Annotated in this window: 27 protein-coding genes; 11 read left to right on the top strand and 16 right to left on the bottom strand. The window is 72.0% G+C overall.

Translation table 11 applies throughout. The annotated features are described in order from the left end of the window. Positions 1-16: 16 nt before the first annotated feature. Entirely contained in the window at positions 17-565 is a 549-nt protein-coding gene (locus KME80_RS09620; protein WP_246644405.1) for a hypothetical protein, read from the bottom strand. Positions 566-613: 48 nt separating this feature from the next. Further along, positions 614-1,237, bottom strand: a complete 624-nt coding sequence (locus KME80_RS09615; protein ID WP_308125684.1) for a TetR/AcrR family transcriptional regulator — start codon at positions 1,235-1,237, stop codon at positions 614-616. Between the two features lie 82 nt (positions 1,238-1,319). Here KME80_RS09615 and KME80_RS09610 point away from each other — a divergent pair, with 82 nt between their 5' ends. Next, complete coding sequence (locus KME80_RS09610) at positions 1,320-2,492, top strand: alpha/beta hydrolase (RefSeq protein WP_219502832.1); 1,173 nt, start codon at positions 1,320-1,322, stop codon at positions 2,490-2,492. Here KME80_RS09610 and KME80_RS09605 read toward each other — a convergent pair whose 3' ends face one another. The 5 genes from KME80_RS09605 to KME80_RS09585 form a co-directional block, all read right to left on the bottom strand. Further along, a complete protein-coding gene (locus tag KME80_RS09605) occupies positions 2,493-3,113 on the bottom strand; it encodes a response regulator (RefSeq protein ID WP_219502830.1) in 621 nt (206 codons plus the stop codon). Next, positions 3,110-4,318, bottom strand: coding sequence for a sensor histidine kinase (locus tag KME80_RS09600; protein WP_246644404.1), 1,209 nt, complete (start codon positions 4,316-4,318; stop codon positions 3,110-3,112). The genes KME80_RS09605 and KME80_RS09600 overlap by 4 nt, the downstream gene beginning before the upstream one ends. A 36-nt stretch (positions 4,319-4,354) precedes the next feature. After that, the gene (locus KME80_RS09595; protein ID WP_219502824.1) at positions 4,355-6,175 is read right to left on the bottom strand and encodes a hypothetical protein; all 1,821 of its coding nucleotides are present in this window, start codon (positions 6,173-6,175) and stop codon (positions 4,355-4,357) included. Further along, complete coding sequence (locus KME80_RS09590; RefSeq protein WP_219502821.1) at positions 6,160-6,927, bottom strand: ABC transporter ATP-binding protein; 768 nt, start codon at positions 6,925-6,927, stop codon at positions 6,160-6,162. The genes KME80_RS09595 and KME80_RS09590 overlap by 16 nt, the downstream gene beginning before the upstream one ends. A 98-nt stretch (positions 6,928-7,025) precedes the next feature. Then, positions 7,026-8,324, bottom strand: coding sequence for a tetratricopeptide repeat protein (locus KME80_RS09585; protein WP_219502819.1), 1,299 nt, complete (start codon positions 8,322-8,324; stop codon positions 7,026-7,028). A 122-nt stretch (positions 8,325-8,446) separates the two neighbouring features. Between KME80_RS09585 and KME80_RS09580 the strand changes: the two genes are divergently transcribed. Beyond that, the gene (locus tag KME80_RS09580; RefSeq protein ID WP_219502817.1) at positions 8,447-9,043 is read left to right on the top strand and encodes a hypothetical protein; all 597 of its coding nucleotides are present in this window, start codon (positions 8,447-8,449) and stop codon (positions 9,041-9,043) included. Here the strand turns inward: KME80_RS09580 and KME80_RS09575 are convergent. Together KME80_RS09575 and KME80_RS09570 are read right to left on the bottom strand one after the other, a co-directional pair. Then, on the bottom strand, positions 9,040-9,327 hold the full coding sequence (locus KME80_RS09575) for a Fe-S cluster assembly protein HesB (protein ID WP_219502815.1): 288 nt from the start codon (positions 9,325-9,327) through the stop codon (positions 9,040-9,042). The two genes, KME80_RS09580 and KME80_RS09575, sit on opposite strands and share 4 nt — an antisense overlap. A 159-nt stretch (positions 9,328-9,486) precedes the next feature. Beyond that, on the bottom strand, positions 9,487-9,720 hold the full coding sequence (locus KME80_RS09570; RefSeq protein WP_219502813.1) for a hypothetical protein: 234 nt from the start codon (positions 9,718-9,720) through the stop codon (positions 9,487-9,489). 503 nt (positions 9,721-10,223) lie between these two features. On the opposite strand from KME80_RS09570, the gene KME80_RS09565 reads away from it, so the two are divergent. After that, positions 10,224-10,712 carry an HXXEE domain-containing protein gene (locus tag KME80_RS09565; protein WP_219502810.1) on the top strand — a complete coding sequence of 163 codons (489 nt, stop codon included), beginning with the start codon at positions 10,224-10,226 and terminating at the stop codon, positions 10,710-10,712. A gap of 6 nt (positions 10,713-10,718) precedes the next feature. Here KME80_RS09565 and KME80_RS09560 read toward each other — a convergent pair whose 3' ends face one another. After that, complete coding sequence (locus KME80_RS09560) at positions 10,719-11,336, bottom strand: TetR/AcrR family transcriptional regulator (protein WP_219502809.1); 618 nt, start codon at positions 11,334-11,336, stop codon at positions 10,719-10,721. A 68-nt stretch (positions 11,337-11,404) separates the two neighbouring features. On the opposite strand from KME80_RS09560, the gene KME80_RS09555 reads away from it, so the two are divergent. Beyond that, complete coding sequence (locus KME80_RS09555; RefSeq protein ID WP_219502807.1) at positions 11,405-12,169, top strand: SDR family NAD(P)-dependent oxidoreductase; 765 nt, start codon at positions 11,405-11,407, stop codon at positions 12,167-12,169. 16 nt (positions 12,170-12,185) lie between these two features. Here the strand turns inward: KME80_RS09555 and KME80_RS09550 are convergent, their stop codons facing one another. From KME80_RS09550 to KME80_RS09540, 3 genes are all read right to left on the bottom strand, one after another. Continuing rightward, positions 12,186-13,346 (bottom strand): alpha/beta hydrolase, encoded by a 1,161-nt coding sequence (locus tag KME80_RS09550; protein WP_219502804.1) that lies wholly within the window; start codon positions 13,344-13,346, stop codon positions 12,186-12,188. A 56-nt stretch (positions 13,347-13,402) separates the two neighbouring features. Continuing rightward, positions 13,403-13,558, bottom strand: coding sequence for a hypothetical protein (locus KME80_RS09545; protein WP_219502802.1), 156 nt, complete (start codon positions 13,556-13,558; stop codon positions 13,403-13,405). A 246-nt stretch (positions 13,559-13,804) separates the two neighbouring features. Next, entirely contained in the window at positions 13,805-14,287 is a 483-nt protein-coding gene (locus KME80_RS09540; protein WP_308125683.1) for a carboxymuconolactone decarboxylase family protein, read from the bottom strand. Positions 14,288-14,505: 218 nt separating this feature from the next. On the opposite strand from KME80_RS09540, the gene KME80_RS09535 reads away from it, so the two are divergent. Next, positions 14,506-14,940: a hypothetical protein gene (locus tag KME80_RS09535; RefSeq protein WP_219502800.1), complete on the top strand. Its 435-nt coding sequence runs from the start codon at positions 14,506-14,508 to the stop codon at positions 14,938-14,940. A 66-nt stretch (positions 14,941-15,006) separates the two neighbouring features. On the opposite strand, the gene KME80_RS09530 is transcribed toward KME80_RS09535, so the two are convergent. From KME80_RS09530 to KME80_RS09520, 3 genes are all read right to left on the bottom strand, one after another. Further along, positions 15,007-15,501, bottom strand: a complete 495-nt coding sequence (locus tag KME80_RS09530) for a GNAT family N-acetyltransferase (protein WP_246644403.1) — start codon at positions 15,499-15,501, stop codon at positions 15,007-15,009. A 198-nt stretch (positions 15,502-15,699) separates the two neighbouring features. Further along, positions 15,700-16,539 (bottom strand): hypothetical protein, encoded by an 840-nt coding sequence (locus tag KME80_RS09525; RefSeq protein ID WP_219502798.1) that lies wholly within the window; start codon positions 16,537-16,539, stop codon positions 15,700-15,702. Between the two features lie 39 nt (positions 16,540-16,578). After that, the gene (locus KME80_RS09520) at positions 16,579-17,019 is read right to left on the bottom strand and encodes a MerR family transcriptional regulator (RefSeq protein ID WP_219502795.1); all 441 of its coding nucleotides are present in this window, start codon (positions 17,017-17,019) and stop codon (positions 16,579-16,581) included. Positions 17,020-17,089: 70 nt separating this feature from the next. Between KME80_RS09520 and KME80_RS09515 the strand changes: the two genes are divergently transcribed. The 6 genes from KME80_RS09515 (at position 17,090) to KME80_RS09490 (ending at position 23,098) form a co-directional block, all read left to right on the top strand. Then, positions 17,090-17,716 carry a class I SAM-dependent methyltransferase gene (locus KME80_RS09515; protein WP_219502792.1) on the top strand — a complete coding sequence of 209 codons (627 nt, stop codon included), beginning with the start codon at positions 17,090-17,092 and terminating at the stop codon, positions 17,714-17,716. A 257-nt stretch (positions 17,717-17,973) separates the two neighbouring features. Next, a complete protein-coding gene (locus KME80_RS09510) occupies positions 17,974-18,594 on the top strand; it encodes a dihydrofolate reductase family protein (protein ID WP_219502789.1) in 621 nt (206 codons plus the stop codon). 43 nt (positions 18,595-18,637) lie between these two features. Further along, complete coding sequence (locus KME80_RS09505; RefSeq protein WP_219502786.1) at positions 18,638-18,967, top strand: YciI family protein; 330 nt, start codon at positions 18,638-18,640, stop codon at positions 18,965-18,967. Continuing rightward, complete coding sequence (locus tag KME80_RS09500) at positions 18,964-20,205, top strand: RNA polymerase sigma factor (protein WP_219502783.1); 1,242 nt, start codon at positions 18,964-18,966, stop codon at positions 20,203-20,205. Before KME80_RS09505 ends, KME80_RS09500 begins: the two co-directional genes overlap by 4 nt. Before the next feature lie 139 nt (positions 20,206-20,344). After that, positions 20,345-22,234 carry a sialidase family protein gene (locus KME80_RS09495; protein WP_219502779.1) on the top strand — a complete coding sequence of 630 codons (1,890 nt, stop codon included), beginning with the start codon at positions 20,345-20,347 and terminating at the stop codon, positions 22,232-22,234. Between the two features lie 174 nt (positions 22,235-22,408). Continuing rightward, positions 22,409-23,098 (top strand): FadR/GntR family transcriptional regulator, encoded by a 690-nt coding sequence (locus KME80_RS09490; protein ID WP_219502776.1) that lies wholly within the window; start codon positions 22,409-22,411, stop codon positions 23,096-23,098. The last annotated feature ends 15 nt before the right edge of the window (positions 23,099-23,113 follow it).

The raw sequence follows: 23,113 nt of genomic DNA, 5'->3' as shown, positions 1-23,113 counted from the left end.
GGCCGCGCGGGGCCCGTCAGCCCGGAAGCGCGTCCAGCTCGTCGGCCCTGCGCAGATCCTTGGGGCGGCCCAGCGCGCGACGCATCCGGATCAGGTCCTCCCGGCAGACGTAGCGGACCACCAGGCCGTCCGGGCCGGCCGCGACGACCGCGCGGTCGAGGCAGTCCCCGACCTGGAGGCCGCCCCAGGCCAGCGCCGGGGTGCAGCAGTCGCCGTCGGCCCCGGCCGAGGTGAACTGCGTTTTGGGCCGGAGCAGGGAGTCCGGGCGAGTCGGCAGGGGCCTGCCGCTCTCGTCCATGAGCCGGGCGCCGACGGCGGCGAGCGCGGCCGTCAGGGCGGGGGCGTGGGCCGGGTCGCCGTCCCAGAGCAGGTCCAGGTCGCGGGTCGGTTCGGTGGAGCCGTGCATGATGCCGGCGACCTGCCCGATGACGACGGCCCGGGCGCCGTGGCGGTGGAGGGCTTCGAGCAGGGGGAACGGGTCGAAGGCGGGGGCGTCGTCCGTGCCTGCCAGGTCACGGGCGCGCCGGGTGGCGCCGCGGAGCCTTTCCAGCGGTGTGTCGATCATCCGTTCCATCCAACACCCACCCGCCCCGCGGCGTCGATGGCGGCCTCTTCAGGACGGCGGCGCCGGGCTGCTCGCGCTGCCGGTGACGAGGCGCACCGCGGTGTCGACGGCGGCGAGGTGATCCCGGTGGACGCCGCCGGGGCGCATCAGGATGGACCACATCAGCCCGTCCATGATCGTCAGGACGAGCTGGGCGAGCGCGTCGTGGTCCTGTCCTGGCCGCAGTTCGCCGACGGACTCGGCGTACGCGAAGGCGGCGCGCAGGTTGCCGCGCGCCTCGCGGTTCAGCTCGTCGATCACCGCGGCGAACTCCGGGTGGACGGCGGCCCTGGCGTAGAAGGCGGCCCAGATGCGCGCCTCGCCCTCGCGCCGGGCGTCCAGGGGGAGCAGCTCCAGCAGCGTGGCGCGCAGGGCGTCGGGGAACGGCATCCCGGCCGGTCCCAGGCGGATGTGCCGGATGCGTTCCCGTTCCGCCTCGACGACGGTGCGCAGGGCGAAGTGCAGCATCTCGTCCTTGGTGCTGAAGTAGCGCTGCACCGCGCCCACGGAGCAGCCCGCCTCGGCCGCCACCGTGCGGACGCTGACGGCCTCCAGGCCTTCGCGTTCGGTGATCCGGAGCAGGGCGGCCGTCACGTGGCGACGGCGTTCATCATGATCGACGACTTTGGGCACGCCTCCAGTGTCGCGCATTCCCGCTTTCCGGGTACAGTCGTATTAAATACAGTCGTATTCGATCCTGTGAAGCGAGGCACGCATGGCCGATCGGCGAGAGAAGAGACGATCGTGGGGACGCCGGCTTGCGATGGCGGGCGCGGCGCTGGCCGCCGTCATCCTGTTGCCGGCGGCCGCCACGGCGCTGCTGCCGATGCCCAGCCTGGAGCTGTGGGCGATCGGGCTGCTGGTGCTGGAGTTCAGCCTGGTCTTCGCGGTGATCGCGGTGGTGGGCGTCGTGCTCGCGTGGCTCGCCGCACGACGGACCTCCGGACGCCGAGTCGCGGTCGTGCTCGCCGTGGTCAACGCGGCGATGCTCGTCGCCGCTCTCCTCCCGGCGGTCTCCGCGTGGGGGACGGCTCGCGCGTACGGGGTGCCGCTCAGCCTGGCGGGATACCTCGACGGGTTGTCCACCTCCGCCGGGCGCGGCCCCGACGAGACGGTCCGCTACGCCCGCGCCGGGGGCGAGGACCTGATGCTCGACGTCTGGCGGCCCGAGGCGGCGTCCGGGGCCGGACGGCTTCCCGTCGTGGTCAACGTGCACGGCGGGGCGCAGGACGCGCCGCAGAGCCCGTTCCCCCGGTGGGACGCCTGGCTGGCCGACTCGGGGTACGTCGTGTTCGACGTGGACTACCGCTTCTTCCGGCCGTACGACTGGAAGTCCTCGCCCGGCGACGTCAAGTGCGCGCTCGGGTGGGTGGTGCGCAACGCCGAGCGGTACGGCGCCGACCCGGCGCGCATCACGCTGATGGGCCAGTCGGCCGGCGGCTACCTGTCCATGCTCGCCGCCTACACCACGGCCGCCGAGGTGCCGCCGTCCTGCGACGTCCCCGAGGTGAGACCGGCCGCAGTCATCGCCTGGTTCGCGCCGGGGGACGCGACCGCCGAGGTGCCCTCGCCGTTCCGGCTGTCGGAGACGGTACGGCGGCAGCTCGCCGAGGAGACGTGGCCGCTGGCCGACGAGGACTGGAAGCGCGCGTCGCCGAGCACGTACCTCCGGCCCGGGCTGCCGCGGACGCTGCTGATCCAGGGCGGCCGCGACATCCTCCAGACCGCCGGGTACACCAGGGACTTCGCCGCCCGCCTCGCCCAGGCCGGGGTGCGGCACGAACTCGTGGAGATCCCGTACGCGGACCACCAGTTCGACCTGGTCTGGGGCGGTTTCGGCAGCCAGATCGCCCGGCACGTCGTCCGGGACTTCCTGGACGCGGGCTGACTAGCCGAGCAGGCCGCGGCGGTAGCCCTCGCCGACGGCGGCGGCGCGGTCGCGGACGCCGAGCTTGTCGTAGATGTGCAGCAGGTGGGTCTTGATGCTGGCCTCGCTGATGAAGAGCTTGGCGGCCGCCTGGCGGTTGGTGGCGCCGTCGGCTACGAGGGTGAGGACCTGGAGTTCGCGGTCGGTGAGCGCGGCCTTGGCCGGTCGGCGTACCTGGCCCATCAGGCGGCCGGCGACCGAGGGGGACAGGACCGGCTCGCCCGCGGCGGCGGCGCGGACGGCGCGCAGGAGCTCGTCGGTGGGGGCGTCCTTGAGGAGGTAGCCGGTGGCGCCGGCTTCGATGGCGGGCAGGACGTCGGAGTCGCCGTCGAAGGTGGTCAGGACGAGGGCCTTGATGTGCGGGTGGGAGCGGCGCAGGGCGGTGATGGCGCTGACGCCGTCCATCTCGGGCATGCGCAGGTCCATGAGGACGATGTCCACGTCGAGGGCGGCGGCGCGTTCGAGTCCTTCGCGGCCGTTGGCGGCCTCGCCGGCGACGTCGATGTCCGGTTCGGCGTCGAAGGCCGCGCGCAGGCCGTCGCGGACGATGGGGTGGTCGTCCACGATGAGGAGGCGGATCATCGCCGGTCCCCCTGGATGGCGGGGACGGTGGCGCTGACGGCGGTGCCCTCGCCGGGCGTGGTCTCGAATTCGAGGGAGCCGCCGACGCCGCGTACGCGTTGTCTCATGCTGCTGAGTCCGAATCCTTCGCTGTTGGGGTGGTGGATGCCGGTGCCGTTGTCGCGGATGTCGAGGAGCACGACCGGTCCGGTGTAGGAGAGGGTGAGGCCGGCGCGGGTGGCGCCCGAGTGCTTGGCGACGTTGGTGAGGGCTTCCTGCGCGACGCGGAACAGGGTCACCTCGATGGCGGGGCTGAGGGGGACGCGGTCGCCGGTGACCTCGACGTGGAGGTCGACGCCGGTGCTCTCGGACCAGCCGCGGGCCAGGGTGGTCATGGCCTCGGGCAGGTGGGCGTCCTCTAGCTGGTGGGGCTGGAGGGCGGAGACGGAGCGGCGCGCTTCGGTGAGGCTGTCCTGGGCGAGGGTGAGCGCACGGGCGATGTGGGCGTCGGAATCCTCGACGCGCTGGGCGGCGCGGAGCTGGGTGATGATGCCGGTGAGGCCCTGCGCGAGGGTGTCGTGGATCTCGCGCGCCATGCGCTGGCGCTCGTCGAGTATCCCGGCCTGGTGGGCCTGGGCCAGGAGCTGGGCGTGGAGGTCGGCGTTCTCCGCCATGGCGGTCTGCAGGTCGCTGGCGGCCTTCCGGTACTTGCGCTGCCGCTCCTCGATCTTGAGGCCGGCGATGGAGCCGCCGCCGATGGCGATGGTCTGCACGGCGATGATCACCAGGTAGAAGGCGATGAGCTGGAGGGTGGCCTGGCTCCAGTCGAGCGTCGACCCGTACAGGATGCAGGAGGTGGTGGCGACGGCGGCGAAGGTCCACCTGGAGGGCGCGAAGTGGGCGGCGAGGAAGAAGCCGGAGATGCAGTAGATGACGAAGATGGGGTCGTGGAAGGTCAGCAGCGCGGCGGTGGCCAGGACGCCGAGGAAGTGAACGGTGACGTGAATCCGGCGCCGGCGCACGGCGGCGGGGAGAAGGGCGCGGGTCCCGACGATCCAGGCGAGGGCCAGGGCGGCGAGCCCGAGGGTGCGGGCGATCCCGCCTGGAGGCTGGTCGGGGGAGGCCAGGCTGATGACGAGGGAGACGGCGAGGGTGACGTAGGGGACGATCTCGACGGCGTTCTCGAAGCGTCGTTCCCAAGGGGAGAGCGGGAAGGGGTCGTTCATCCGGAGCATGCCCTCCTCTCGGGAAACGTACGGATTTCAGCTGGTAGGGGCCGTTGAGGAAGAGCTTAGGCGCATGGGGATCAGGAAGGCGTAGCCGTACATGAGCAACCCGGTGGCGATCATGGCGATGATCGTGGGCCACTGCCACATCGACGGGAGATGAAGGGCGAGGAACCATGAGGGGCCCTCGACGCCGAAGATCTTCATGAACAGGGGCGCGACCCCCTGGGGGAACAGGGGAAGCCAGGCGATGAGGTGGCAGATCATGACGCCGATGCGGTGCTGGACGGGGAGGTCCGCGGTGGTGGGCTTGTCGGGCGTGGGCGCCGGGCCGTGCTTCATGAGGTTGAGCAACTCGATCCCGCGGGACTCGAGCCTGCGGTAGGCGATCCTGCCGAATCCCCACATGCTGAGGGCGCCGGTCAGCAGACCGGCGGCGATGCCGGCCAGCGGGTGATACAGGATGGCCCCGGCCGCGGGCAGGGCGGTGGTGGGGACCGCGATGAGCACGAGCCAGGCGATGCCGGTCTCGGCGGATTCGTCGGCGCCGGTGCTGAGCGGGTTGCCGCCGCGCTTGTGCGGGTCGGTGCCGGGGACCAGCGAGGTGACGCCGAGCAGGACGATGAGCCCGGCCCCGCCGCCGAGGAGGGCGGGGAGCAGGCCGAGCACCCACGGCCAGGCCCAGCTCTCGCCGCTGACGAGCGTGCCGGCCAGGGAGAGGAGCACCGCGGGCGGCCCGACGGCGAGGAGCCAGGCGAGCTGGCGTCCGCGGACGTCGGAGCGCTCCGCGCCCGGGGTCATGAGGGTGAGCCAGAGGGCGGTCCCGTCGGCGCCGTAGAGGTTGGCCGAGGACGAGGCGGCCATCACGATCGCGATGAGCCCGGTGAACGGGACCATGATCCACGCGTCGATGGCGAGAAGCAGGAGAGGCGTGACGATCGCGTAGGAGAAGGCGGTGGCGAGGAGCTGGATGCGGACGAGGTCGCGCCACCAGGCGCGCAGTTCCTTGGCGGCGGTGATCCGGGCGCCGCTGGTGGTGGCGGGGAGGGGCCGGGGCGTGCCGCGGCGGGACGGCACACCGCCGCGCACGGCTGAGACGACACGCCGCGACAGCAGCCGGGCCCAGACGGCCAGGAGGAGGCCGATCACGCCGGCGCCCGCGACGAGGATGGCGAGGGCGAGGGGCCACGAGGCTTCGACGGCGGCCACGCCCCATCCGGACGGCAGGACGCGGAAGACGGTCTCGAACCACGCGGCGGTGTCGGTGCCGCCCAGCGCCGCCGCGAGCGCCCAGCCGTTGCTGCACAGGGCGATGGCGGTGCCGATCAGCACGCCGACGGTGGTCGCCGTGAGCCGGGACCTGACGAACAGCCCGATGAGCGCCACGAAGACGCGGGAGATCATCACCATGATGATCAGCGTGCTGACCGCGGCCACCAGGCCGACGAGCACTCCGACCGGGCCGAAGCGCCACCCGTACACGGGCAGGGACATCAGGGCGAGGAGGTTGACGGCGGGCGCGGGGCCGGCGAACGCCCCGGCGAGCAGCGCCACCGCGACCTGGCGCGGCGTGGCCGGGAGCATGGAGAAGTACTCGGGGCGGAGAGCCTCGCTGCCGCCCCCGAAGAGGAGGGGACCGAAGATCCAGCCGGAGAGCCAGCCGGCCAGCGTGAGAGGCAGGTAGGCGGGCCACAGGACGGCGACGGCGATCGTTCCGATGGCCAGGAGCACCCCGAGCGAGACGCCGGCGGTGAGGTTGGAGGCGTCGTCGCCGCGCAGGGAGTTGCGCATGATTGCCAGCCGCATGCGGACCATGTGCTGGGCGGCCACCGGGGCCGGGGTCAGGAGGTGAGCCATGCCAGCCCCTCCGCTCCTCCGGTGCGGGCGCCGACGAGATCGACGAAGGCGTCGTCCAGGCTCCCGCCGCCGCGTACGTCGGCCAGCGGCCCGGCGGCCACGACGCGGCCGTCGGAGATGACGCCCACGTGGTCGCAGAGCTGTTCGACGAGGGCCATGACGTGGCTGGAGATGATCACCGAGCCGCCGTTGCCCGCGAACCTGCGCAGAATGGTCCTGATCGTGGCCGCGGAGACGGGGTCGACGGCCTCGAAGGGCTCGTCCAGGACGAGCAGGCGGGGCGCGTGCAGGAGGGCGATGGCCAGGCCGATCTTCTTGCGCATGCCGGTGGAGTACTCGATGACCAGCGTCCGCTCCGCGGAGTCCAGCTCCAGGACCCGGAGCAGCTCGTCGGCGCGCTCGGCGACGACGGCCGGCTCCATGCCCCGCAGCAGCCCGAGGTAGGTGAGGACCTCACGGCCGGTGAGCCGTTCCGGCATGGCGTTGCCGTCGGGCAGCACGCCGATCAGCTCCTTGGCGCGCACGGTGTCACGCCAGACGTCGACGCCGAAGATCTCGGCGCTGCCGGCGTCGGGGCGCAGCAGGCCGACGGACATGGCCAGGGTGGTGGTCTTGCCGGAGCCGTTGGGCCCGACCAGACCGTAGAACGATCCGGCGGGCACGGTGAGGTCGACGTCGTCGACGGCCACGTGGTCGCCGAAGACCTTGCGGAGTCCGGTGGTGCGGAGAGCGGGCTCCCGGGTGGTTGGCATGACTTGAGCTTCGCCCGGATGCCGGGGCGGCGGATCGTCCGGGCGGAGAGCGGGGTGGTGGATTCCGGCATCAACCGATCGGTTGATGCCGGGCCCGTTCACGGTGTGGCGCGGCCCCGGGCGACGTAGGCGGTCATGCCGGTGAAGTCGAGGGTGACGTGGTAGGGCTTGAAGAAGCTGTGCGAGAAGCTTGCGTGCACGTCGAAGCCCTCTCGGCCGAGCGCAGGCCGGTCGTCGGCGTAGCAGTAGACGTCGTGGGCGGCGGCGCTGCCGAGGCGGACCTCCTCCGGGTAGCAGGGATGGCTGACAACCGGCTGCCCGCCGGCGAAAGCCTCCACCGGGCGGTCGTGGTCGGTACGGATCCGCAACCGTTCGACCGTGTCCGCGGGCATGCTCACGGCCATCTCGCCGGTCCCGCCGAGGTTCAGGGCCACCACGCGCGGGCCGGAGCCGATGGCGCCGGTGATGCTGCCCCGGGTGAACAGCAGGTGCTCGGGGGCCAGCCACAGCGGCAGCGGCTCGGCGCCGGACCGTGCGGCGGCGGCGCGGGCCGCCCTGGCCGTTTCGGGGGTCCTGCGGCGCAGGATCAGCGACCGGCCGGCGTAGTCGACGGTGGTCAGGAAGTGGTACAGGATCCACGTGCCGATCAGTCCGTCGCCGATGCCCGGGCCGTCGTCGTCCGACCAGCCCACGGGGATGTTGCGCAGCTCGATGCCGCCCAGCCGGAAGGAGTCCAGGATCCCGGACCAGATCGTCATGGTCCTGCCCTCGTACTCCAGCTTGTCCTCGGTCACGGCGCGGATCCCGGCGTCCTCCGCCGCCTTCTGCGACACGCCCAGTTGCGCGACGCGCGTGTAGAACGACAGGTTGATCGGCGGTCCGCCGTTGAGCGACGCCTGCAGCATCGGCGCCGGGTCGAGCTGCCGCCACGGCACCCGGCCGACGTCGCCGTGGATCTGGTACGGCTCGCCGCGGAACGCCGCGAACAACGTGGCGTAGCCTTCCTCACCGGCGGCCCGCCATCGCGGCACGGCGAGAGAGAACTTGTCCTGCCGGGTGTAACAGTCGGCCAGGAAATGGTTGGCCTCCTTGTCGTCAGGCGCCAGCTCGACGGCTCTCCTGAGATATTTCTCCGCGTCTTGGAACTGGTTGGACAGCAGCGCGACATAACCGCGCCGGCGGGCCGCGTGCACATTCTCCGGGTCTTTCTTCAGCATTTCCTCGTACGCGCGGCCGGCCCTTTCGAACTCCCCGGCCCGGAACAGCGCGTCCGCGTCACCGCCGTCGGCCAGCGCCGGCGCCGCGCCGCCCGCCAGTGGCGCGGTCGCCGCAGCACCGGCCAGTACGGCGGCGCCCCGCAGCAGCGAACGCCGGTCCCATTCTCGGCCATTGCGCAAGGCATTCTCCTTTTTCGATTCAGGCCCCTTCACTATCGACCGGCCTTGTGCGCGCCGGGTCAGCGCCGTGTCATCGTCATGTCACGGCGCACGCGCAGCCGCACCGCTTGTAGCCTTGCGTCGTGACCGGCGAACTGTTGCGCGAACAGAGGGAGCTGCAGGCCGCGGCGGACGCCGCCTATGACGATCTGGGCCTGGCCGCGGCCCTCGGGAAGATCGGCGCGCCGGCGCGGGTGGGCAGCGCGGCGCTGGGCCTGATGGTCACCCGCGACCTCGACATCGACGTGACCTGCGCGGCACTCGACGAGCACACCATCGCGGACATCTCACGCCTCGGCGCAGGCCTCGTCCTGCACCCCCGGGTACGCCAGGTGCAGATCCGCGACGACACGGGCGCGTGGAACGTCGATCCGCTCTATCCCGACGGGGTCTATCTCGGCGTGCACTACCGGGCCCCGGACGGCAACGACTGGAACCTGGACGTGTGGTTCATCGACCAGCCCGACCGCCAGCCCAGCACCGTCCACCTGCGCACGCTGCGACCCCGCCTCACCGACGAGAGCAGGGCCGCGATCCTGCTGATCAAACGTGCCCTGGCGGCTCGGGGCGGGCCGCGTGTCAGCAGCTACGACATCTACACGGCGGTCCTGGACGACGGCGTCCGCACGCCCGACGAGTTCGACAGGCGCGGGACGGGCTCGCCTGGGCCGCGCTCTTAGGTCCGGGGGATGATCCGGAAGGACGGCCGGTCGTCCTCCATCTCCGCGTCGAGGGTCTTGTCGTCCAGGAACGAGGCGGCGCTCGGTTCGAGGTACACCCGTACGCCCTCCGCCTCGAGGATCTGATCCTCCGGGTGCGGGCCGCCCGAGACCGACAGCTCCAGAGATCTGTCGGAGCCGTTGGTGGAGGAGGCCGCGATGCGCAGCCCGGTGTCCGGCGGAGTTTCGGGTTGTGTGGTCAGATCGCGGATCGCCGCGACCGCGTCGGTGGTCAGCGTGAGCACGGCCACTCCTCCCGGGTTGTCCGCTCGCTACTGCTTCTGAAGCCCTGCCCGCGCTGGAGAGGCCAATAACCCCAAGTGGGGGCAAATGGTGTCAATTACGACACGCGGGTGACGCGGCCTCGGCGCGCCGCCGCGCCGAGACCGTGCCTCAGGAACCGGCTACACCCAGTTCTTCACCCTTTCCCCGGCAGCCTTGGAATGCCTGCCCGCGATGATGTCCGGGGTGCTCGAAGCGCTGCCGGCCAGGAGCCCGGTCTCCGCCGTGCGCGTCACAGCCACTCCCGGCTCGCCGGCGGCGCCGTCGTACGTGACCGGCCCGGTCAGCAGCACTCCACCGCCGACGGCGGCGATACCGAAGCCGGCCACTGTGATCATTATCTTCAGCTTGCGCATGATTCCTCCTGCGTACTCGGGATGGGGCAGGCCCCCGCAAGACGGGTCTCGCGGAGCTCTTCCTGAGCAGGCCGCCCCACCGGGTCGAGCTTGGCAGCGCGAGCGCAGCAAGATCCATACCGCCTGCGCTACCTCCGGCGGTAGCGCTGCCTGTCGGCCGGACGCGCTGGGCGGATCCTGTGCCGATCGCTCAAGGACGCCGGGCCGCGCCCTCGGCCTGGCGGAAGCGGTCGATGATCTCCGGCGGCCTCGGGGCCTGCTCGAACAGGACAGGCCCGCCTCCTCGGCGATGCGGCCCGACGTGCCGGGCGAAAATGCGAGCCGCCGCCTCCTCGATGCGCCGGCGGGTCTCCCGGGCGCGCTGCTGACGCGGCGTCTTCCTGGGGCGATGGGGCGAGCGGGCGGAGGGCGTCGGACGCCTCCAGAAGCGAGTACAAAAAGCGAGGGATTCCTCATAGTCTGGCCGCCCAGCTCAGCAAACCCCCAGGAGGTATCCCGTGGCCATGTCCGCTGTGAACGAAGGCTCGCGCGAGGTCGCGCCGATCGGCGGCGTCCTTCCCTTCCTGCTGCCGTTCGGCGTCTACGTCCTGCACACGCTGGAGGAACTGCCCGGCTTCGCGGCCTGGGCCACCCGGCACTTCGGCCCGGAGACCACCGGCATGTTCGCCGCCTACCACATCCCGCTCGTCCTGCTGGTCCTGGCGACCTCCTGGCGGGCCGTGCGCCAGGGCCGGCACGGCGTATGGGTGGTGCTGGCGACCGCCTTCCAATGGCAGTTCGCCATGAACGCCCTGTTCCACCTCGGCGCCTGGGTCGCCCTCGGCGAATACTCCCCGGGGGCCGTCACCGCCAGTGTGGTCTCCCTCCCCGCGACAGCCGTCTATCTGGCCTGGATCAGGCGCGAAGGACGGGCGGACACCCGGGAGATCGCCCTCGCCCTCCTGCTGGGGACGCTCATCGCCGCCGCGGCGGTCGGCTTCCTGTTCCTGTGAGGCCGGTCATCGTGCTGGGCTGACGACGTCGTCGCCGAAGACGGCCGCGAGGGCCCTGCCGATCAGGGCGGGCAGATCGGTCCGCCCGTCGTCCTCGGCCCAGCGCACCATCGCCGTGTGGAGGGCGGCCAGGCAGGCGCTCGCCGCCGCCTGGGCCCGGAACGCCGCGTCGGGGTCGGCGGGATCGTTCGCCAGGGCGCCGATGATGGCCTGCTGGAGGGCGTACTGGTTGTCCAGGTGCCTGGCCCGCAGGGCGGGCGTGGAGATCATGAGCTGGAGGCGGGCGAGCAGGAACTGCCGGTCCGCTGCCATGTCGTCGCCGGTCAGGGCCGTGGCGGCGTCGACGAGCGCGCCGCCGATGCGGCGGGCCAGGGGCAGGCCGGCGGGTGACGCGGCGATCCGCTCGGCGATGAGCCTGCCGTGCTCGTCGACGAGCACGAGGTCTTCCTTGGTGGGGAAGTGCCGGTAGACGGTCATGGGCGAGACTCCGGCCGCGTCGGCGACGTCGTTCATGGTCGTGGCGTCGTAGCCGCGTTCGCTGAACAGCCGTATCGCGTGCCCCTGGATCGTGCGCCGCGTCTGGGCCCGTCGTCGTGCTCGCAGGGTTGAGTGCTGCTCCGGCATGTGTTAGACACTACCATCGTGATAGTCACTACCAAATCGGTAGTCGCTAACAGTAAGGAGTGGTGGACATGAGTGATCTCATCGGCAGGACGGCCCTGGTGACCGGCGCCTCGCGCGGCATCGGCCAGGCGATCGCGACCCGGCTGGCGGGCAGGGGAGCGATGGTGATCGTGCACTACGGCACGGACGCGGACGGCGCGACGGCGACGGCCGGCCGGATCGAGCGCGACGGCGGGACCGCCGTCACCGTCCGGGCCGAGCTGGGCGTGGACGGCGACGTCGACGAGCTCTTCGCGGGAGTCGAGGCCGTTCTGGCCGGGCGGCCCCTCGACATCGTGGTCAACAACGCGGCAGCGCAGCCGGCCGGTCCGCTCGGCGCCACGACGCGGGCCGAGTTCGACCACCTGTTCGCCGTGAACGTACGGGCGCCGTACTTCATCATCCAGCGCGCCCTGCCCCTGATGCGCGACGGCGGCCGGATCGTCACGATCTCGTCCGTCGCGACCCGCATGGCCAACCCCGCCCAGACGTCCTTCGCCATGACCAAGGGCGCGATCGAGACCATGAGCCTGACCCTGGCCAACGAGCTCGGCGTCCGGGGCATCACCGTGAACGCCGTCGCCCCCGGCGCCACCCGCACCCCCGCCAACGCGGCCGTCTTCGACGCGCCCGGCCTGGCCGGCTTCATCGCTGGATCCACGGCACTCGACCGCCTCGGCAGCGCCGACGACGTCGCCGACGTGGTCGCCTTCCTCGCCTCCGACGCCGCCCGATGGATCACCGGCCAGGTCGTCGACGCCAGCGGCGGCCTGTTCCTGGGGCCGCGCGCCTGACCTCGCCGCGCCGGCCTCAGGCGCTTCCGGCCAGCATGAGGTTCATCAGCGGGCCGGCGAGCGCCGCCTTGCCTCGGCCGGGGAGGGCGGCCAGGCGAGCCGTCCGCGCGGGCAGCAGACGCAGGTCCTCCTCCGTCACCGTGCGGGCGACGGCCAGCGCCGCGGCAGGATGGTTGTCCAGGATGCTGTGCGCCAGCCCGTCGAAGGGCACAAGCACGCCGTGGGGAGTCAGCTCGCTGATCCGCTGCGCGACGGCCGGTATGGACCGCAGGTCCCTGGCTCCGGACACCACGGCGACAGGCCAGGTGAAGCTCCGCAGGGCCGCGGGCGCGTCGACGGGCTCACCGGTGAAGGCGGGGAACCGGCCGGCGATGGAGGCGTACGGCAGGGCGGAGTCCAGGGGCAGGCCGTCCGGCTTCAGCGCGTAGGCCTCACGGAAGTTGATCACCCCGGCGAGGTCGAACTCCATCACGTACGGGCGCACCCGGGTCGTCTCGCCGGTGACCAGGGCGGCCAGCCGGTCCCAGAGCCCGCGCCTGCCCTTGTCCACCGCCATGAGCAGCTTGGACAGCAGCGGAACCCCGCCGAGCTCGTAGGCGAGCGGGACCACGACGGCCGTGTCCTCGTCCGTGACCTTGCCCGACTCCACCAGGGCGCGCAGCGCCGCCGCCACGCCCCTGGTCTCGGGCTCGTCGCCGTCCCACAGCAGCCTTCGCAGGTACGCCCGGCAGAGGTCGAAGTCGTCGGCCGAGGCGTAGGTGGAGTCGAGCACCATGCCGGACACGCGCTCCGGATGGGTGGCGCCGAGCACCTGCGCGAGATAGCCGCCGTAGGAGGTGCCGTAGACGACGGCCCGGTCCACGCCGCACGCGTCGAGCACCGCCACCAGGTCCTCGACCGCCGCCGTGACGGTGAGATCCTCCCACCGCAGATCCATGCCGGTACGGTCACGCCGGGAGAAGCCGACGCCCCGGTGCTCGACCATGATCACGTCGAATCCCCGGTGGGCGGCCAGGCGCCTGAGCCGGCGATACGGGACGACCGAGCCCAGCCCCGGCCCTCCCGGGATCACCAGCAGCGGCGTCGCCCCCCGCCGCCCCGTACGCACGTAGGCCAGATCGAGGCTGCCCCGCGGGACACGCCGGACGCCGTGGCGCCGATCAGAGCGGATCTTCATGGCCCTCATGAAAGACCTTGACGTTACGTCAAGGTCAAGAGCCCCGCGCCCCGGGCTCAGGCGGGCGGGTCCGTGGGGCCGGTGAGGCCGTGGAGGATCTGGTCGGCGACCAGGCGCATCCTCGACCCCGGCGCCCCCGAGCCGGCGTACGCGGGCCTGTACTCGGCCTCCGGCGTGGCCGACGGCCCCGACGTCGAGCCCGGGACGTTCAACCTGGTCTCCTGGCCCGCGCGCTCGAGCGCGCCGACGTCCCCGACGCCCTGGCCGACTACGCCCGGCGGCGCCGGGCCCGCATCGCCAAGATGGCCAGGTCCGCCGCCGCCAACCGCGACGCCAAGATCGCCGGTCCCGTCGCCCGCCGGCTGCATAACCTCCTCATGCCGGTGGCCCTACGGCACTTCTACGAACGCGGCACCTCCTGGCTGTACACCACGACGTCACCGCCTAGAGCCCGGGCGCTACTGCCGCCACTGCTCCGCCGGTGACACCCCGGGCAGGGGCTTGCCGATGAGGGCGAGCGGGAGGAAGAAGCAAACCTGGCCGATGGCCATGATGAGCGTGGCCAGAGCCTGGTCGTCGTAGTGCTCGGACGCCCTCGCGTACAGCTCGTCGGGGACGCGCTCGCCGGCCGGGTTCGGCGTGAGCACGGCTTCGACCAGCTCCAGCGCGACGCGCTCGGCGTCGGTGAAGTAGGGCGCGTCGCGCCAGGAGGCCACGGCGGTGATGCTCTCCTCGGCGGCGCCGGCCTTGCGGAGGTTGCCGGTGTGCAGGACCGTCAGGTACGTGCTGCCGGCGAGCTGACCGGCGCGCAGCTGGACCAGGCTGATGGTCGTCTGCGGGATCGTGCCGTTGCCGGTGGCCTTGTACAGGGCGCCGCCGATGTCCTTGAGCTCGGGGACGAGCACGGCGGGGTTCGGCAGACGCGACTGGGTGGTGGTCACGGGGATTTCCCTTCTCGGTTCCAATGCTGGATCACTGCTGCACTGACGGAGCGCAGGGGACGAAGGTGACCGCTCGGCCCAAGAATGTGCGCGCCGCGGCCCTCGCCGCCACCCACCGGGCGTCACGAGGACAAGGGCGCTTTCACGATCGTCGGGATTCCCCCTCGGCACAGCGGAACTAAAGTCGATCCAAAGCGGTCATCCGTAGCTTCATCCGCATGACTCTTCGACGCATCATCAGCATCGCCGCCGCCGGAGCGACCGCCGCCGCTCTGGGCCTCGCGATGGCGCCCGCCGCAAGCGCGGACGACGCCGGCGACTGCAACTACCGCTACGTCTGCTTCTACAGCGGCTCCGGCCTGACCGGCACGCTCAAGCTGGAGAAGGCGGGCAACTGGAGCGGCAACGTCTCGGGCATCCGCTCCTTCTTCAACAACGGCGCCCCCGAGCCGAACGGCGCCGACCACGTCATCGTCACCTACCAGTACTACACCGACAGCGGCAGCGGCCCCGAACTCAGCAGCAAGCAGCGCAAGTGCCTGCACTACGGCCGCGCCGACGCCGGCTCGATGCCGGGCGGCTGGCGCAACTGGGGCTCGGTGGTCACCAACATCGAGTGGGTGAACCGCTGGCACAGCCTGTGCGGCGGCTGATCAGCCATCTGGGGGATGCGGGCGAGACCCCGCCGGCAGGCGCCGGCGGGGTCTCGCTCAATCGCTCTACCGGCCCTGGTCAGGGGCGGTGAACGAGATCCACACGTCCGGGGGGACGGCCGCGGGCTCCTCCTTCCACGCGTCACCGGCGATCTCCGTGGCGACGCGACGCCAGAACGCCGCGCCCGCCGTGTTGGCCTCCTGGAAGGCGATCCTCCAAGGCCCCGGATGCCGGGAGATCACGTCTCGCACGACTTCCATCCCGACCCCGGAACGGCGCGCGCCGCGTACCACGAAGAAGCTGTTGAGCACGCGCGCCGGGCCGGACAGCGCGCGCACGAACGCGAACCCGACGGGCCGGTCCCCGCTGGTGAACAGGTACGCCGTCCACTCGTCGTCCTCGAGCGCCGTGCGCAGCCGGTCGCTGTGATAGGTGCCGTCGGGGCTGGGCAGCCCGCCCTGGAAGTCCGCCATGTCGTGGCGGAACATGAGCCAGAGGCGTTCGATGATGGGGCGGTCCGCGGCGTTGATGGGCCGCACGGTTGCCTTGATAGTGGTCATACATAGACCTTCCGGCCGGAATCAACATCCGACCGGAAAGCAGACACTAGCAGATTCGATCATGGCCCGCCCACCGCGGCCGGACCATGACGGACGTGCCTTGGGGGGAGATCGGGGCTGGTGCTGGTGATCCCGCCGTGCCTGCTCCTCGTCCCCGGCATGAGCCACCTGCGCGGCACCCGTACGCCGAGGAGAACGTCATGACTGCACGCGAAGCGGCCGGACGGCGACAGAATCGGCGGAGAGCGTCACCTCGATGGTGATGCGGGGATTGTCCGGCCGGGGGAGCCGAAGCCCGCGCTCGAACTCCTCTGCGTCGTCCGGCATCGCCTTCGGCTGGATCGTGACCTTGACCTGGCCGGTCTCCTCATCCGTGTGCGAGGTCATCGTGGCCACCTCGGGCCGGGAACGGAGCCAGGTGACGACCGTGTCGTGGGCCTGCTGGAGGTCGGCGGACGAGAATCCCTTGCCGCCGATCAGCGTGACCTCCGTGGGAAGGGTCCTGGCCAGCTCGATCGCGCGAGCCGGGACGCGCCCCTTGAAGCCGATGCGCAGCCCTCGGTGGTCGTCGACGTACCTGATGCCGGAGAGCTCGCCGGGGAACTCCTTGTGGAGCTTGTCGAGCACCCGGTTGTTGGCCGTCTGTGAGCCGAAGCGGTCGATGGCCTCCTCGTAGGAGATGCCCTGCGATCTGGCGACGTTCACGAGGTCGACCAGTTCGGCGTAGGGGATGCCGTCGATCGTCACGTCCGGCTCGGTCACCGCGGGGTCGTACCCGTCGAAGTCCGTCGGCCTGGGCGACGAGGTGGCGGCCAGCCGGGTCGCGTACCGTTTGACGACCTCCTCCAGGGGGCGGCCCGACGACGCCGCCTCTCGTTCGAGCCGTTCCAGAGTGGGCCGATGCGGTGCGGGCTGATCGGCCCTCGGTAACACGATCGTCTCGGTCCCGGCCGCCGTGGGCGCCGCGCCGGCACCGGGTTGACCGCAGGCGCACAACGCCGCGAGCAGCGCGATGACGGTCCAACGTGATCCCTTCATATCTGAGGGACGCGCCGACGGCCTGAAGGGTTCATCCGGTCAGGGGTGCGAGTGGATCTCGTCGTGTGCCTCTTCGAGCGAGGATCCCGACAGGAGCGCCGCGATCCCGCCGGTGAAGTTGGCGCATTCGAAGAGGTCCTCGTGCGGGCAGGCCAGGCCGTGCGCGATGGCGGTGCGCGCCACCTGGGCCTGGGCGATCCGCTGGTCCAGCTCGGCGAGCTTGCGCCGGGAGAGCTCGCGCCATCCGTCGTCGGACGGTGCGCGTGAGGCGACGAACGCCCTGATCTCCCGCAGCGTGAAGCCGGCGTCGCGCAGCAGCAGGACCACGCCGACCAGCTCGACCGCCGACGGCGGGTAACGCCGCCGGCCCGAGATCCGGGCCGGCGCCGGCAGGAGGCCGAACTCCTCCCAGTAGCGCAGGGCGGAGGTGGCGACACCCGTGCGGCTCGCCAGCTCGCCGATCGTCAACTGCTCGCCCATTGACTTCAAGCATACTTGAAGCCGTTGACTGGCGATCATGCGAACAGCGGATACGTCTTTCAAGCAGCGCGTGATCAGATACCTGGTGGGCCAGGCCCATCGTCCCCGGGGCGTCGTCGGGTGGGCGACGAGCTGGATGTTCGCCCTTCGCCCCTCCAACCGGCAGCGCAACAGGTGGGCGGTGTCGCTGCTGGACGTGCGGCCCACCGACCGGGTGCTGGAGATCGGGTTCGGTCCCGGCATCGCCATCGCCGAGCTCGCCCGCCGGGCCACCCACGGCCAGGTCTTCGGCGTCGACCACTCCCTGACCATGGTCCGGCAGGCCGCCCGCCGCAACGCCGCCGCCGTCCGCGCCCGCCGGGTGCGCCTCACACAGGCCTCCGTGGAGCGGCTGCCGAGCTTCGGCGACCCGCTCGACGCCGTCCTCGCCGTCAACTCCGCGGGGTTCTGGCCGAACCCGGTGGAGCGGCTCGCCGAGCTGCGCCGCCTGCTCCGCCCCGGAGGCCGCATCGCGCTCGTCAGCCAGCCGCGCAGCCCGGGCGCCAACCGGGACACCACGGCCCGGGCCGCCCAGGAGCTCCAGGACCTGCTCACCCAGGCCGGCTTCACCCGCCTCCGGGTCGAGACCCTCGACCTCGACCCGCCCGTCGCCTGCGTGCTCGCCGACAACCCGGCCGGCACCGGCCGTCACCCATGACGGCCGCGGCCCGCCGTACGAGGTCGACCAGGGGAGGGACGCCGTGCGGGCGGATGGTCCGCCACTCCACGCCCGCGACCGCACCCAGCTCGTGATCGCCGCCTACCGGTCCGGCCTCGCCACGGTCACCGCGGAGGCAGAAACCCGGAGATTCAGAGAAACGTCCCTGTCGGATCGGGCCGGGGCTGTTCGTTGAAGGTGTGAGAGGGCGCCCACGAGGGATGTCCCCAGGGTCGAGGAAGAGAAGGATGACGAGCATGAAGCTGACGACCATCACGAACGTATCCGTCGACGGCGTGATGCAGGGACTCGGGCAGTCGGACGAGGACCGCAGGGGCGGGTTCGAGCGCGGCGGCTGGGCCCTGCCGTTGTTCGACGGTGAGGCCGAGGCGTTCCTCGGGCAGATCTACCAGCGCGCCGACGCGTTCCTGTTCGGCCGGCGGACGTACGAGATCTTCGCCGGTTCCTGGGGCGTGATGCCGGATCCGGAGAGCAACCCCATCGGCGGCCCCCTGCACGCGCGGCCCAAGTACGTGGCCTCGGCCACGCTCACCGACCCGGGATGGGCGGGCACGACCGTCCTGTCCGGCGACGCCGTGGACGCCGTGCGGGAGCTGAAGGCCGAGCGGGACGGTGAGCTGCAGGTGCACGGCAGCGGTGCGCTGGTCCGCCGGCTGCTCGACGAGGGCCTGGTCGACGAGATCACCCTGTTCACCTATCCCGTGGTCGTCGGCCAGGGCACGCGGCTGTTCCCCGCCACGGGCCCGGACCTGGCGCTGGACCTGGTCGGCTTCCGGGCGTTCGCGAGCGGCATCACGTGCCAGGTCTACCGCCCCGCCGGGCGCCCGCGGTACGCCGGCCCGGACCTCGCGTCATAGCCGCCCCTCGTACGACCGACCGTCACGCAGGAGATGACCTGACATGCAGTACCTGGTTTCCGTGATCGACGACAGGACCGCCTCGGCCACGCCGGACGAGATGTCCGCCATCAACGCGTTCAACGACCGGCTGGTGGCCGAGGGCCACTGGGTGTTCGCCGGCGGCCTGGCCTCGCCCGGCACGGCCACCGTGATCGACAACCGGGGCGGGGAGGCGATGCTCACCGACGGGCCCTTCCTGGAGTCGAAGGAGTACCTCGCCGGCCTCTGGATCATCAGGGCTCCCGACCTCGACGTGGCGCTCAAGCTCGCCGCCGAGGGGTCCAAGGCGTGCAACCGGAAGGTCGAGGTACGGCCGTTCCTGGGCGGGTGACCGTGGCCGGCGTCCGTGAGGCGATCACCAGGGCCCACCACGAGGAGTGGTCGCGCGTGGTGGCCGCGCTGGCCAGGCGGTTCGGGGACCTCGATGTCGCCGAGGAGGCGGCGGCGGAGGCGTTCGCGGCCGCTGTCGAGCGGTGGCCGGCCGACGGCGTGCCTCCCAGCCCTGGCGCCTGGCTGGCCACCACGGCCGGCCGCAAGGCCATCGACCGGGTCCGGCGCGAGAGCAAGCGCGCGGACAAGCAGAAGGAGGCCCAGCTGTTGTACGACGACGACCCGGCCGAGCCTCTCGGAGCCATCGACGACGACCGGCTCCGGCTGATCTTCACCTGCTGTCATCCGGCGCTCGCGATGGAGTCCCGCGTGGCGCTGACGCTGCGCCTGGTCGGCGGCCTGACCGTCGCCCAGATCGCCCGTGCCTTCCTGGTGCGGGAGACCGCGATGGGGCAGCGGATCACCCGCGCGAAGGCCAAGATCAAGGCGGCTCGCATCCCCTACCGGGTGCCGTCCGCCGAGGACCTGCCGGCACGCGTCTCCGGCGTGCTCGCCGTCCTCTTCCTCGTCTTCAACGAGGGCTACCTGGCGACCGGCCCCGACACCGATCCCGTACGCCCCGACCTGACCGCCGAGGCGATCCGGCTCGGCCGCCTGCTCCGCACCTTCATGCCGGAGGACGGCGAGGTGGCCGGGCTGCTGGCGCTGATGCTCCTCACCGAGGCGCGCCGCACCGCCCGGGTCTCGGCGGGCGGCGAGCTGGTCGCCCTCGACGAGCAGGACCGGGGGGCCTGGGACGCGGCGCTGATCGCCGAGGGCCATCAGCTGGTGCGCGAGCGTCTCGCCGCTGCCGCCGCCGGGGCGGCTCCGGGCCGCTACCAGATCCTCGCGGCGATCAACGCCGTGCACACCTCCGCCAGGGACGTGCGCGACACCGACTGGTCGCAGGTCGTCGCCCTGTACGACCAGCTCGTCCGCCTCGACCCCTCGCCGGTCGTCGCCCTCAACCGGGCCATCGCGGTCGCCGAGCTCGACGGCCCGGAGGTGGCGCTGGCGGCCGTCAACCGTCTTGAGCCCGAGCTGGCCGGCTACCACGCCTACCACGCGACCCGCGCCGACCTGCTGCGCCGGCTGGGCCGGGGCCGGGAGTCGCGCGCGGCGTACGACAGGGCCATCGAGCTGGCGGGCAACACCGCCGAGACCGCGGCCCTGACCCGCCGCCGCGACCGGCTCCGGTAGCGCCCGCGGGCGCTGTGCCGGCGCCCGGGGATCCGGCCCGTTTTCTGGCAGACATTCTACGTTCACCATCTGTTGTGACATCCGACGTTGGACGTAGGATGTCTTCTCCCCCAGCTACTCCAGCCAGAAGGGCGAAGACATGCACGATGGCTATCCCCCGGAGAGCCGTACCGGGCGCTTCCTGCGGCGCCGGGCGGGCGCCGTGATGGCGCTCGCAGGCTTACTCGTCGGCGCGTTCGCCGCGCCGGCCGCCGCGACCGGCGACAGCGCGCCGTTCGTGGACGAGCAGGTGATCTACAACCGGGGCGACTCCGGCTACAGCTGCTTCCGGATCCCCGCCGTGGTGCGGGCGGCGAACGGCATGGTCCTGGCGTTCGCCGAGGGGCGGGTGAAGGACTGCGGCGACGACGAGGACATCGACCTCGTGCTGCGCCGTTCCGCCGACGGCGGCCGGACCTGGGGACCGATCCAGGTGATCTCGGAGGGCAACGGCACGACCCACGGCAACCCGGTGCCGCTCGTCGACGGGCGCACCGGCCGGGTCGTGCTCGTGAGCACCCGCAACGGCGCCGAGCCGTGCCCGAACGGCTGTGACCGCGACCCGTGGGTCCAGTTCAGCGACGACCACGGGGCCACCTGGTCGGCCGCCAGGGAGATGACCGAGGGCAAGCGCCCGGAGTGGAACTTCTGGTACGCCACCGGCCCGATGCACGGCATCCAGCTCACCTCCGGCCCGCACGCCGGCCGGCTGGTCGTCGGGGCCAGCTTCGAGAGCTGGGACCGCGTCGGCAAGCACGTGTACGGCACCCACCTGCTCTACAGCGACGACAGCGGGGTGACCTGGAACATCGGCGCCGAGACGGCCCGCGACGACGGCACGGTCATCGCCCAGGAGGTCACCGTCGTCGAGCTCGCCGACGGGCGGATCTACGCCTCGGCCCGCGAGCGCGGCACCGACGAGGGCAGCCGGGCGTACGCGACCAGCAGCGACGGCGGCAGGACGTGGGACGCGCCGTTCCGCACCGTGCCGGCGCTGGCGACGACCGACGTCCAGGGGTCGCTGCTGCGCTTCGACGACGAGCGCATCCTCTTCTCCTCGCCGATGCACCCGGGCGCCCGGGAGGCGATGGGCATCAAGTCGTCCTACGACGAGGCCCGCAGCTTCGAGACGTGGGACGAGGGCAAGGTCTTCCACTGGGGACCGTCGGCGTACTCGGACATGGTGCGGCTGGACGGTGACGAGGCGGCCCTGATGTACGAGGCGGGCAGCGTCTCGCCGTACGAGCAGATCCGGTTCGCGCGGTTCAACGAGGCGTACCTGGAGACGCCGAACGGCACCCCGCCCGGCATCCCCGGCCCGCCGGAGCCCGGCCCGACGACGCCGGACACCTCGCCGCACCGCAACGCGGCGTACGTCCGGGGCGGCGCGCAGCCCGCCGACGGGCGCTTCGGCGGCGGGCTGGCCCTGGACCGGGTGGACGACCGGGTGGAGGTGGCCTTCGACGACTCCATCGACCTGGGCGGCAAGGACTTCACGCTGACCACCTGGGTCCGCTACACGGAGAAGACCGGCTCGCACGCGATCCTCTGGTTCCACCGGGTGGACCGGGGCACCAACCCGCCGGGGCTGTGGCTGCGGGCCGAGCCTGCCAGCAACCGCATCCGGGCGGTGCTCTCCGTCGACCGGTACGACGTGACCGTCCAGTCGCCGAGCGCGTACAACGACGGGCAGTGGCACTTCGTGGCGCTCCAGCGGGCCGGCGGCGAGCTGCGGCTCATGGTGGACGGCGTGCAGGTCTCGGCGGCGGCGGCGCCGGCCGGCTCGCTGACTCTCGGCAAGGAGTTCGGGATCGGCGGAATCCACGTCGGCCAGCGGATGGACGGCGCGGACCGCTTCCGCGGGACGCTGGACGAGCTGCGGGTCTACCGCCGCGCCCTCAGCGGCACGGAGCTGGACCTGATCCGCGAGCGGAACCTGCCGATCGGCGGCCGGCTCGGGCTGCGGCTCCCGTTCGACCACGTGAACTGAGAAAGCGAGTCATCGCCCCGCGCAGGACATCCCATGTCCTGCGCGGGTGGTGAACGACCGAGGCTCACCCGGTGGCCAGGCCGTGCAGTCGTCGTAAACTTTCCGTACCGCCTGGCCGTCCGGGACCGAGAGGTGGGATGTTCGACCACAACGTCTTCCGAGCCTGGAGGCAGCATGCCTGCGCGTGACGGCGCGTCGCTTCAGGAGCGCATCGTCGCCCTGATCCACGAACGCGGGCTGGCCCCCGGATCCCCGATGCCGACCGAGGTGCAGCTGATGGAGCTGCTCGGCGCGAGCCGCAACAGCGTCCGCGAGGCCGTACGGGCGCTGCGGGCCCTGGGCATCGTCGAGATCCGGCACGGCCACGGGACGTTCGTCGGGCACGCGTCGCTCGACGTGCTGACGCCGTCGCTCGCCTTCCAGGTGCGCTCGGGGCCGGGCGGCGGGATCGACGCGCTGCGCGATCTGGTCGAGGTCCGCGAGCTGCTGGAGACGGGGCTGATCGGCCAGGTGGCCCGCACCGCCAGCGCCGCCCGGCTCGCCGCGCTGGACGCCCTGGTGAACGGCATGGACCGCGACCGGGAGGCCGATCGGGCCTTCCACGCGCTGCTGTACGAGTCGAGCGGCAACGAGCTGGTGCTGCAGCTGATCGGCCTGTTCTGGGACGTCTACCACGAGGTCGAGCCGACGCTCGGCCCGCCGGAGGAGCGGACAGAGGAGATCGTCGTCAACCATCGCCGGATCGTGACGGCGCTCCGGGCGCGGGACGCAGAGGCCGCCCGGGAGGCGATGCGGCTGCACTTCCGCGACGTGAAGGCGCGCATCGCGCGGGCGAAGGCGCCGCCGTCGCCCGCGCCGACCTGACCCCCAAGGCCGCCC

The organism is Nonomuraea ceibae (assembly GCF_019396325.1).
GTDB lineage: Bacteria > Actinomycetota > Actinomycetes > Streptosporangiales > Streptosporangiaceae > Nonomuraea > Nonomuraea ceibae.
Note: the sequence above shows the minus strand (reverse complement) of the source record. Positions and strands in the feature narration are given on the sequence as shown.

Excerpts from the sequence above, each read along its gene's own strand:
- KME80_RS09620 (WP_246644405.1), bottom strand. The coding sequence starts at position 565 with ATGATCGACACACCGCTGGAAAGGCTCCGCGGCGCCACCCGGCGCGCC.
- KME80_RS09610 (WP_219502832.1), top strand. The coding sequence starts at position 1,320 with ATGGCCGATCGGCGAGAGAAGAGACGATCGTGGGGACGCCGGCTTGCG.
- KME80_RS09605 (WP_219502830.1), bottom strand. The coding sequence starts at position 3,113 with ATGATCCGCCTCCTCATCGTGGACGACCACCCCATCGTCCGCGACGGC.
- KME80_RS09600 (WP_246644404.1), bottom strand. The coding sequence starts at position 4,318 with ATGAACGACCCCTTCCCGCTCTCCCCTTGGGAACGACGCTTCGAGAAC.
- KME80_RS09595 (WP_219502824.1), bottom strand. The coding sequence starts at position 6,175 with ATGGCTCACCTCCTGACCCCGGCCCCGGTGGCCGCCCAGCACATGGTC.
- KME80_RS09590 (WP_219502821.1), bottom strand. The coding sequence starts at position 6,927 with ATGCCAACCACCCGGGAGCCCGCTCTCCGCACCACCGGACTCCGCAAG.
- KME80_RS09570 (WP_219502813.1), bottom strand. The coding sequence starts at position 9,720 with ATGCGCAAGCTGAAGATAATGATCACAGTGGCCGGCTTCGGTATCGCC.
- KME80_RS09565 (WP_219502810.1), top strand. The coding sequence starts at position 10,224 with ATGTCCGCTGTGAACGAAGGCTCGCGCGAGGTCGCGCCGATCGGCGGC.
- KME80_RS09560 (WP_219502809.1), bottom strand. The coding sequence starts at position 11,336 with ATGCCGGAGCAGCACTCAACCCTGCGAGCACGACGACGGGCCCAGACG.
- KME80_RS09555 (WP_219502807.1), top strand. The coding sequence starts at position 11,405 with ATGAGTGATCTCATCGGCAGGACGGCCCTGGTGACCGGCGCCTCGCGC.
- KME80_RS09550 (WP_219502804.1), bottom strand. The coding sequence starts at position 13,346 with ATGAAGATCCGCTCTGATCGGCGCCACGGCGTCCGGCGTGTCCCGCGG.
- KME80_RS09535 (WP_219502800.1), top strand. The coding sequence starts at position 14,506 with ATGACTCTTCGACGCATCATCAGCATCGCCGCCGCCGGAGCGACCGCC.
- KME80_RS09530 (WP_246644403.1), bottom strand. The coding sequence starts at position 15,501 with ATGACCACTATCAAGGCAACCGTGCGGCCCATCAACGCCGCGGACCGC.
- KME80_RS09525 (WP_219502798.1), bottom strand. The coding sequence starts at position 16,539 with ATGAAGGGATCACGTTGGACCGTCATCGCGCTGCTCGCGGCGTTGTGC.
- KME80_RS09520 (WP_219502795.1), bottom strand. The coding sequence starts at position 17,019 with ATGGGCGAGCAGTTGACGATCGGCGAGCTGGCGAGCCGCACGGGTGTC.
- KME80_RS09510 (WP_219502789.1), top strand. The coding sequence starts at position 17,974 with ATGAAGCTGACGACCATCACGAACGTATCCGTCGACGGCGTGATGCAG.
- KME80_RS09505 (WP_219502786.1), top strand. The coding sequence starts at position 18,638 with ATGCAGTACCTGGTTTCCGTGATCGACGACAGGACCGCCTCGGCCACG.
- KME80_RS09495 (WP_219502779.1), top strand. The coding sequence starts at position 20,345 with ATGCACGATGGCTATCCCCCGGAGAGCCGTACCGGGCGCTTCCTGCGG.
- KME80_RS09490 (WP_219502776.1), top strand. The coding sequence starts at position 22,409 with ATGCCTGCGCGTGACGGCGCGTCGCTTCAGGAGCGCATCGTCGCCCTG.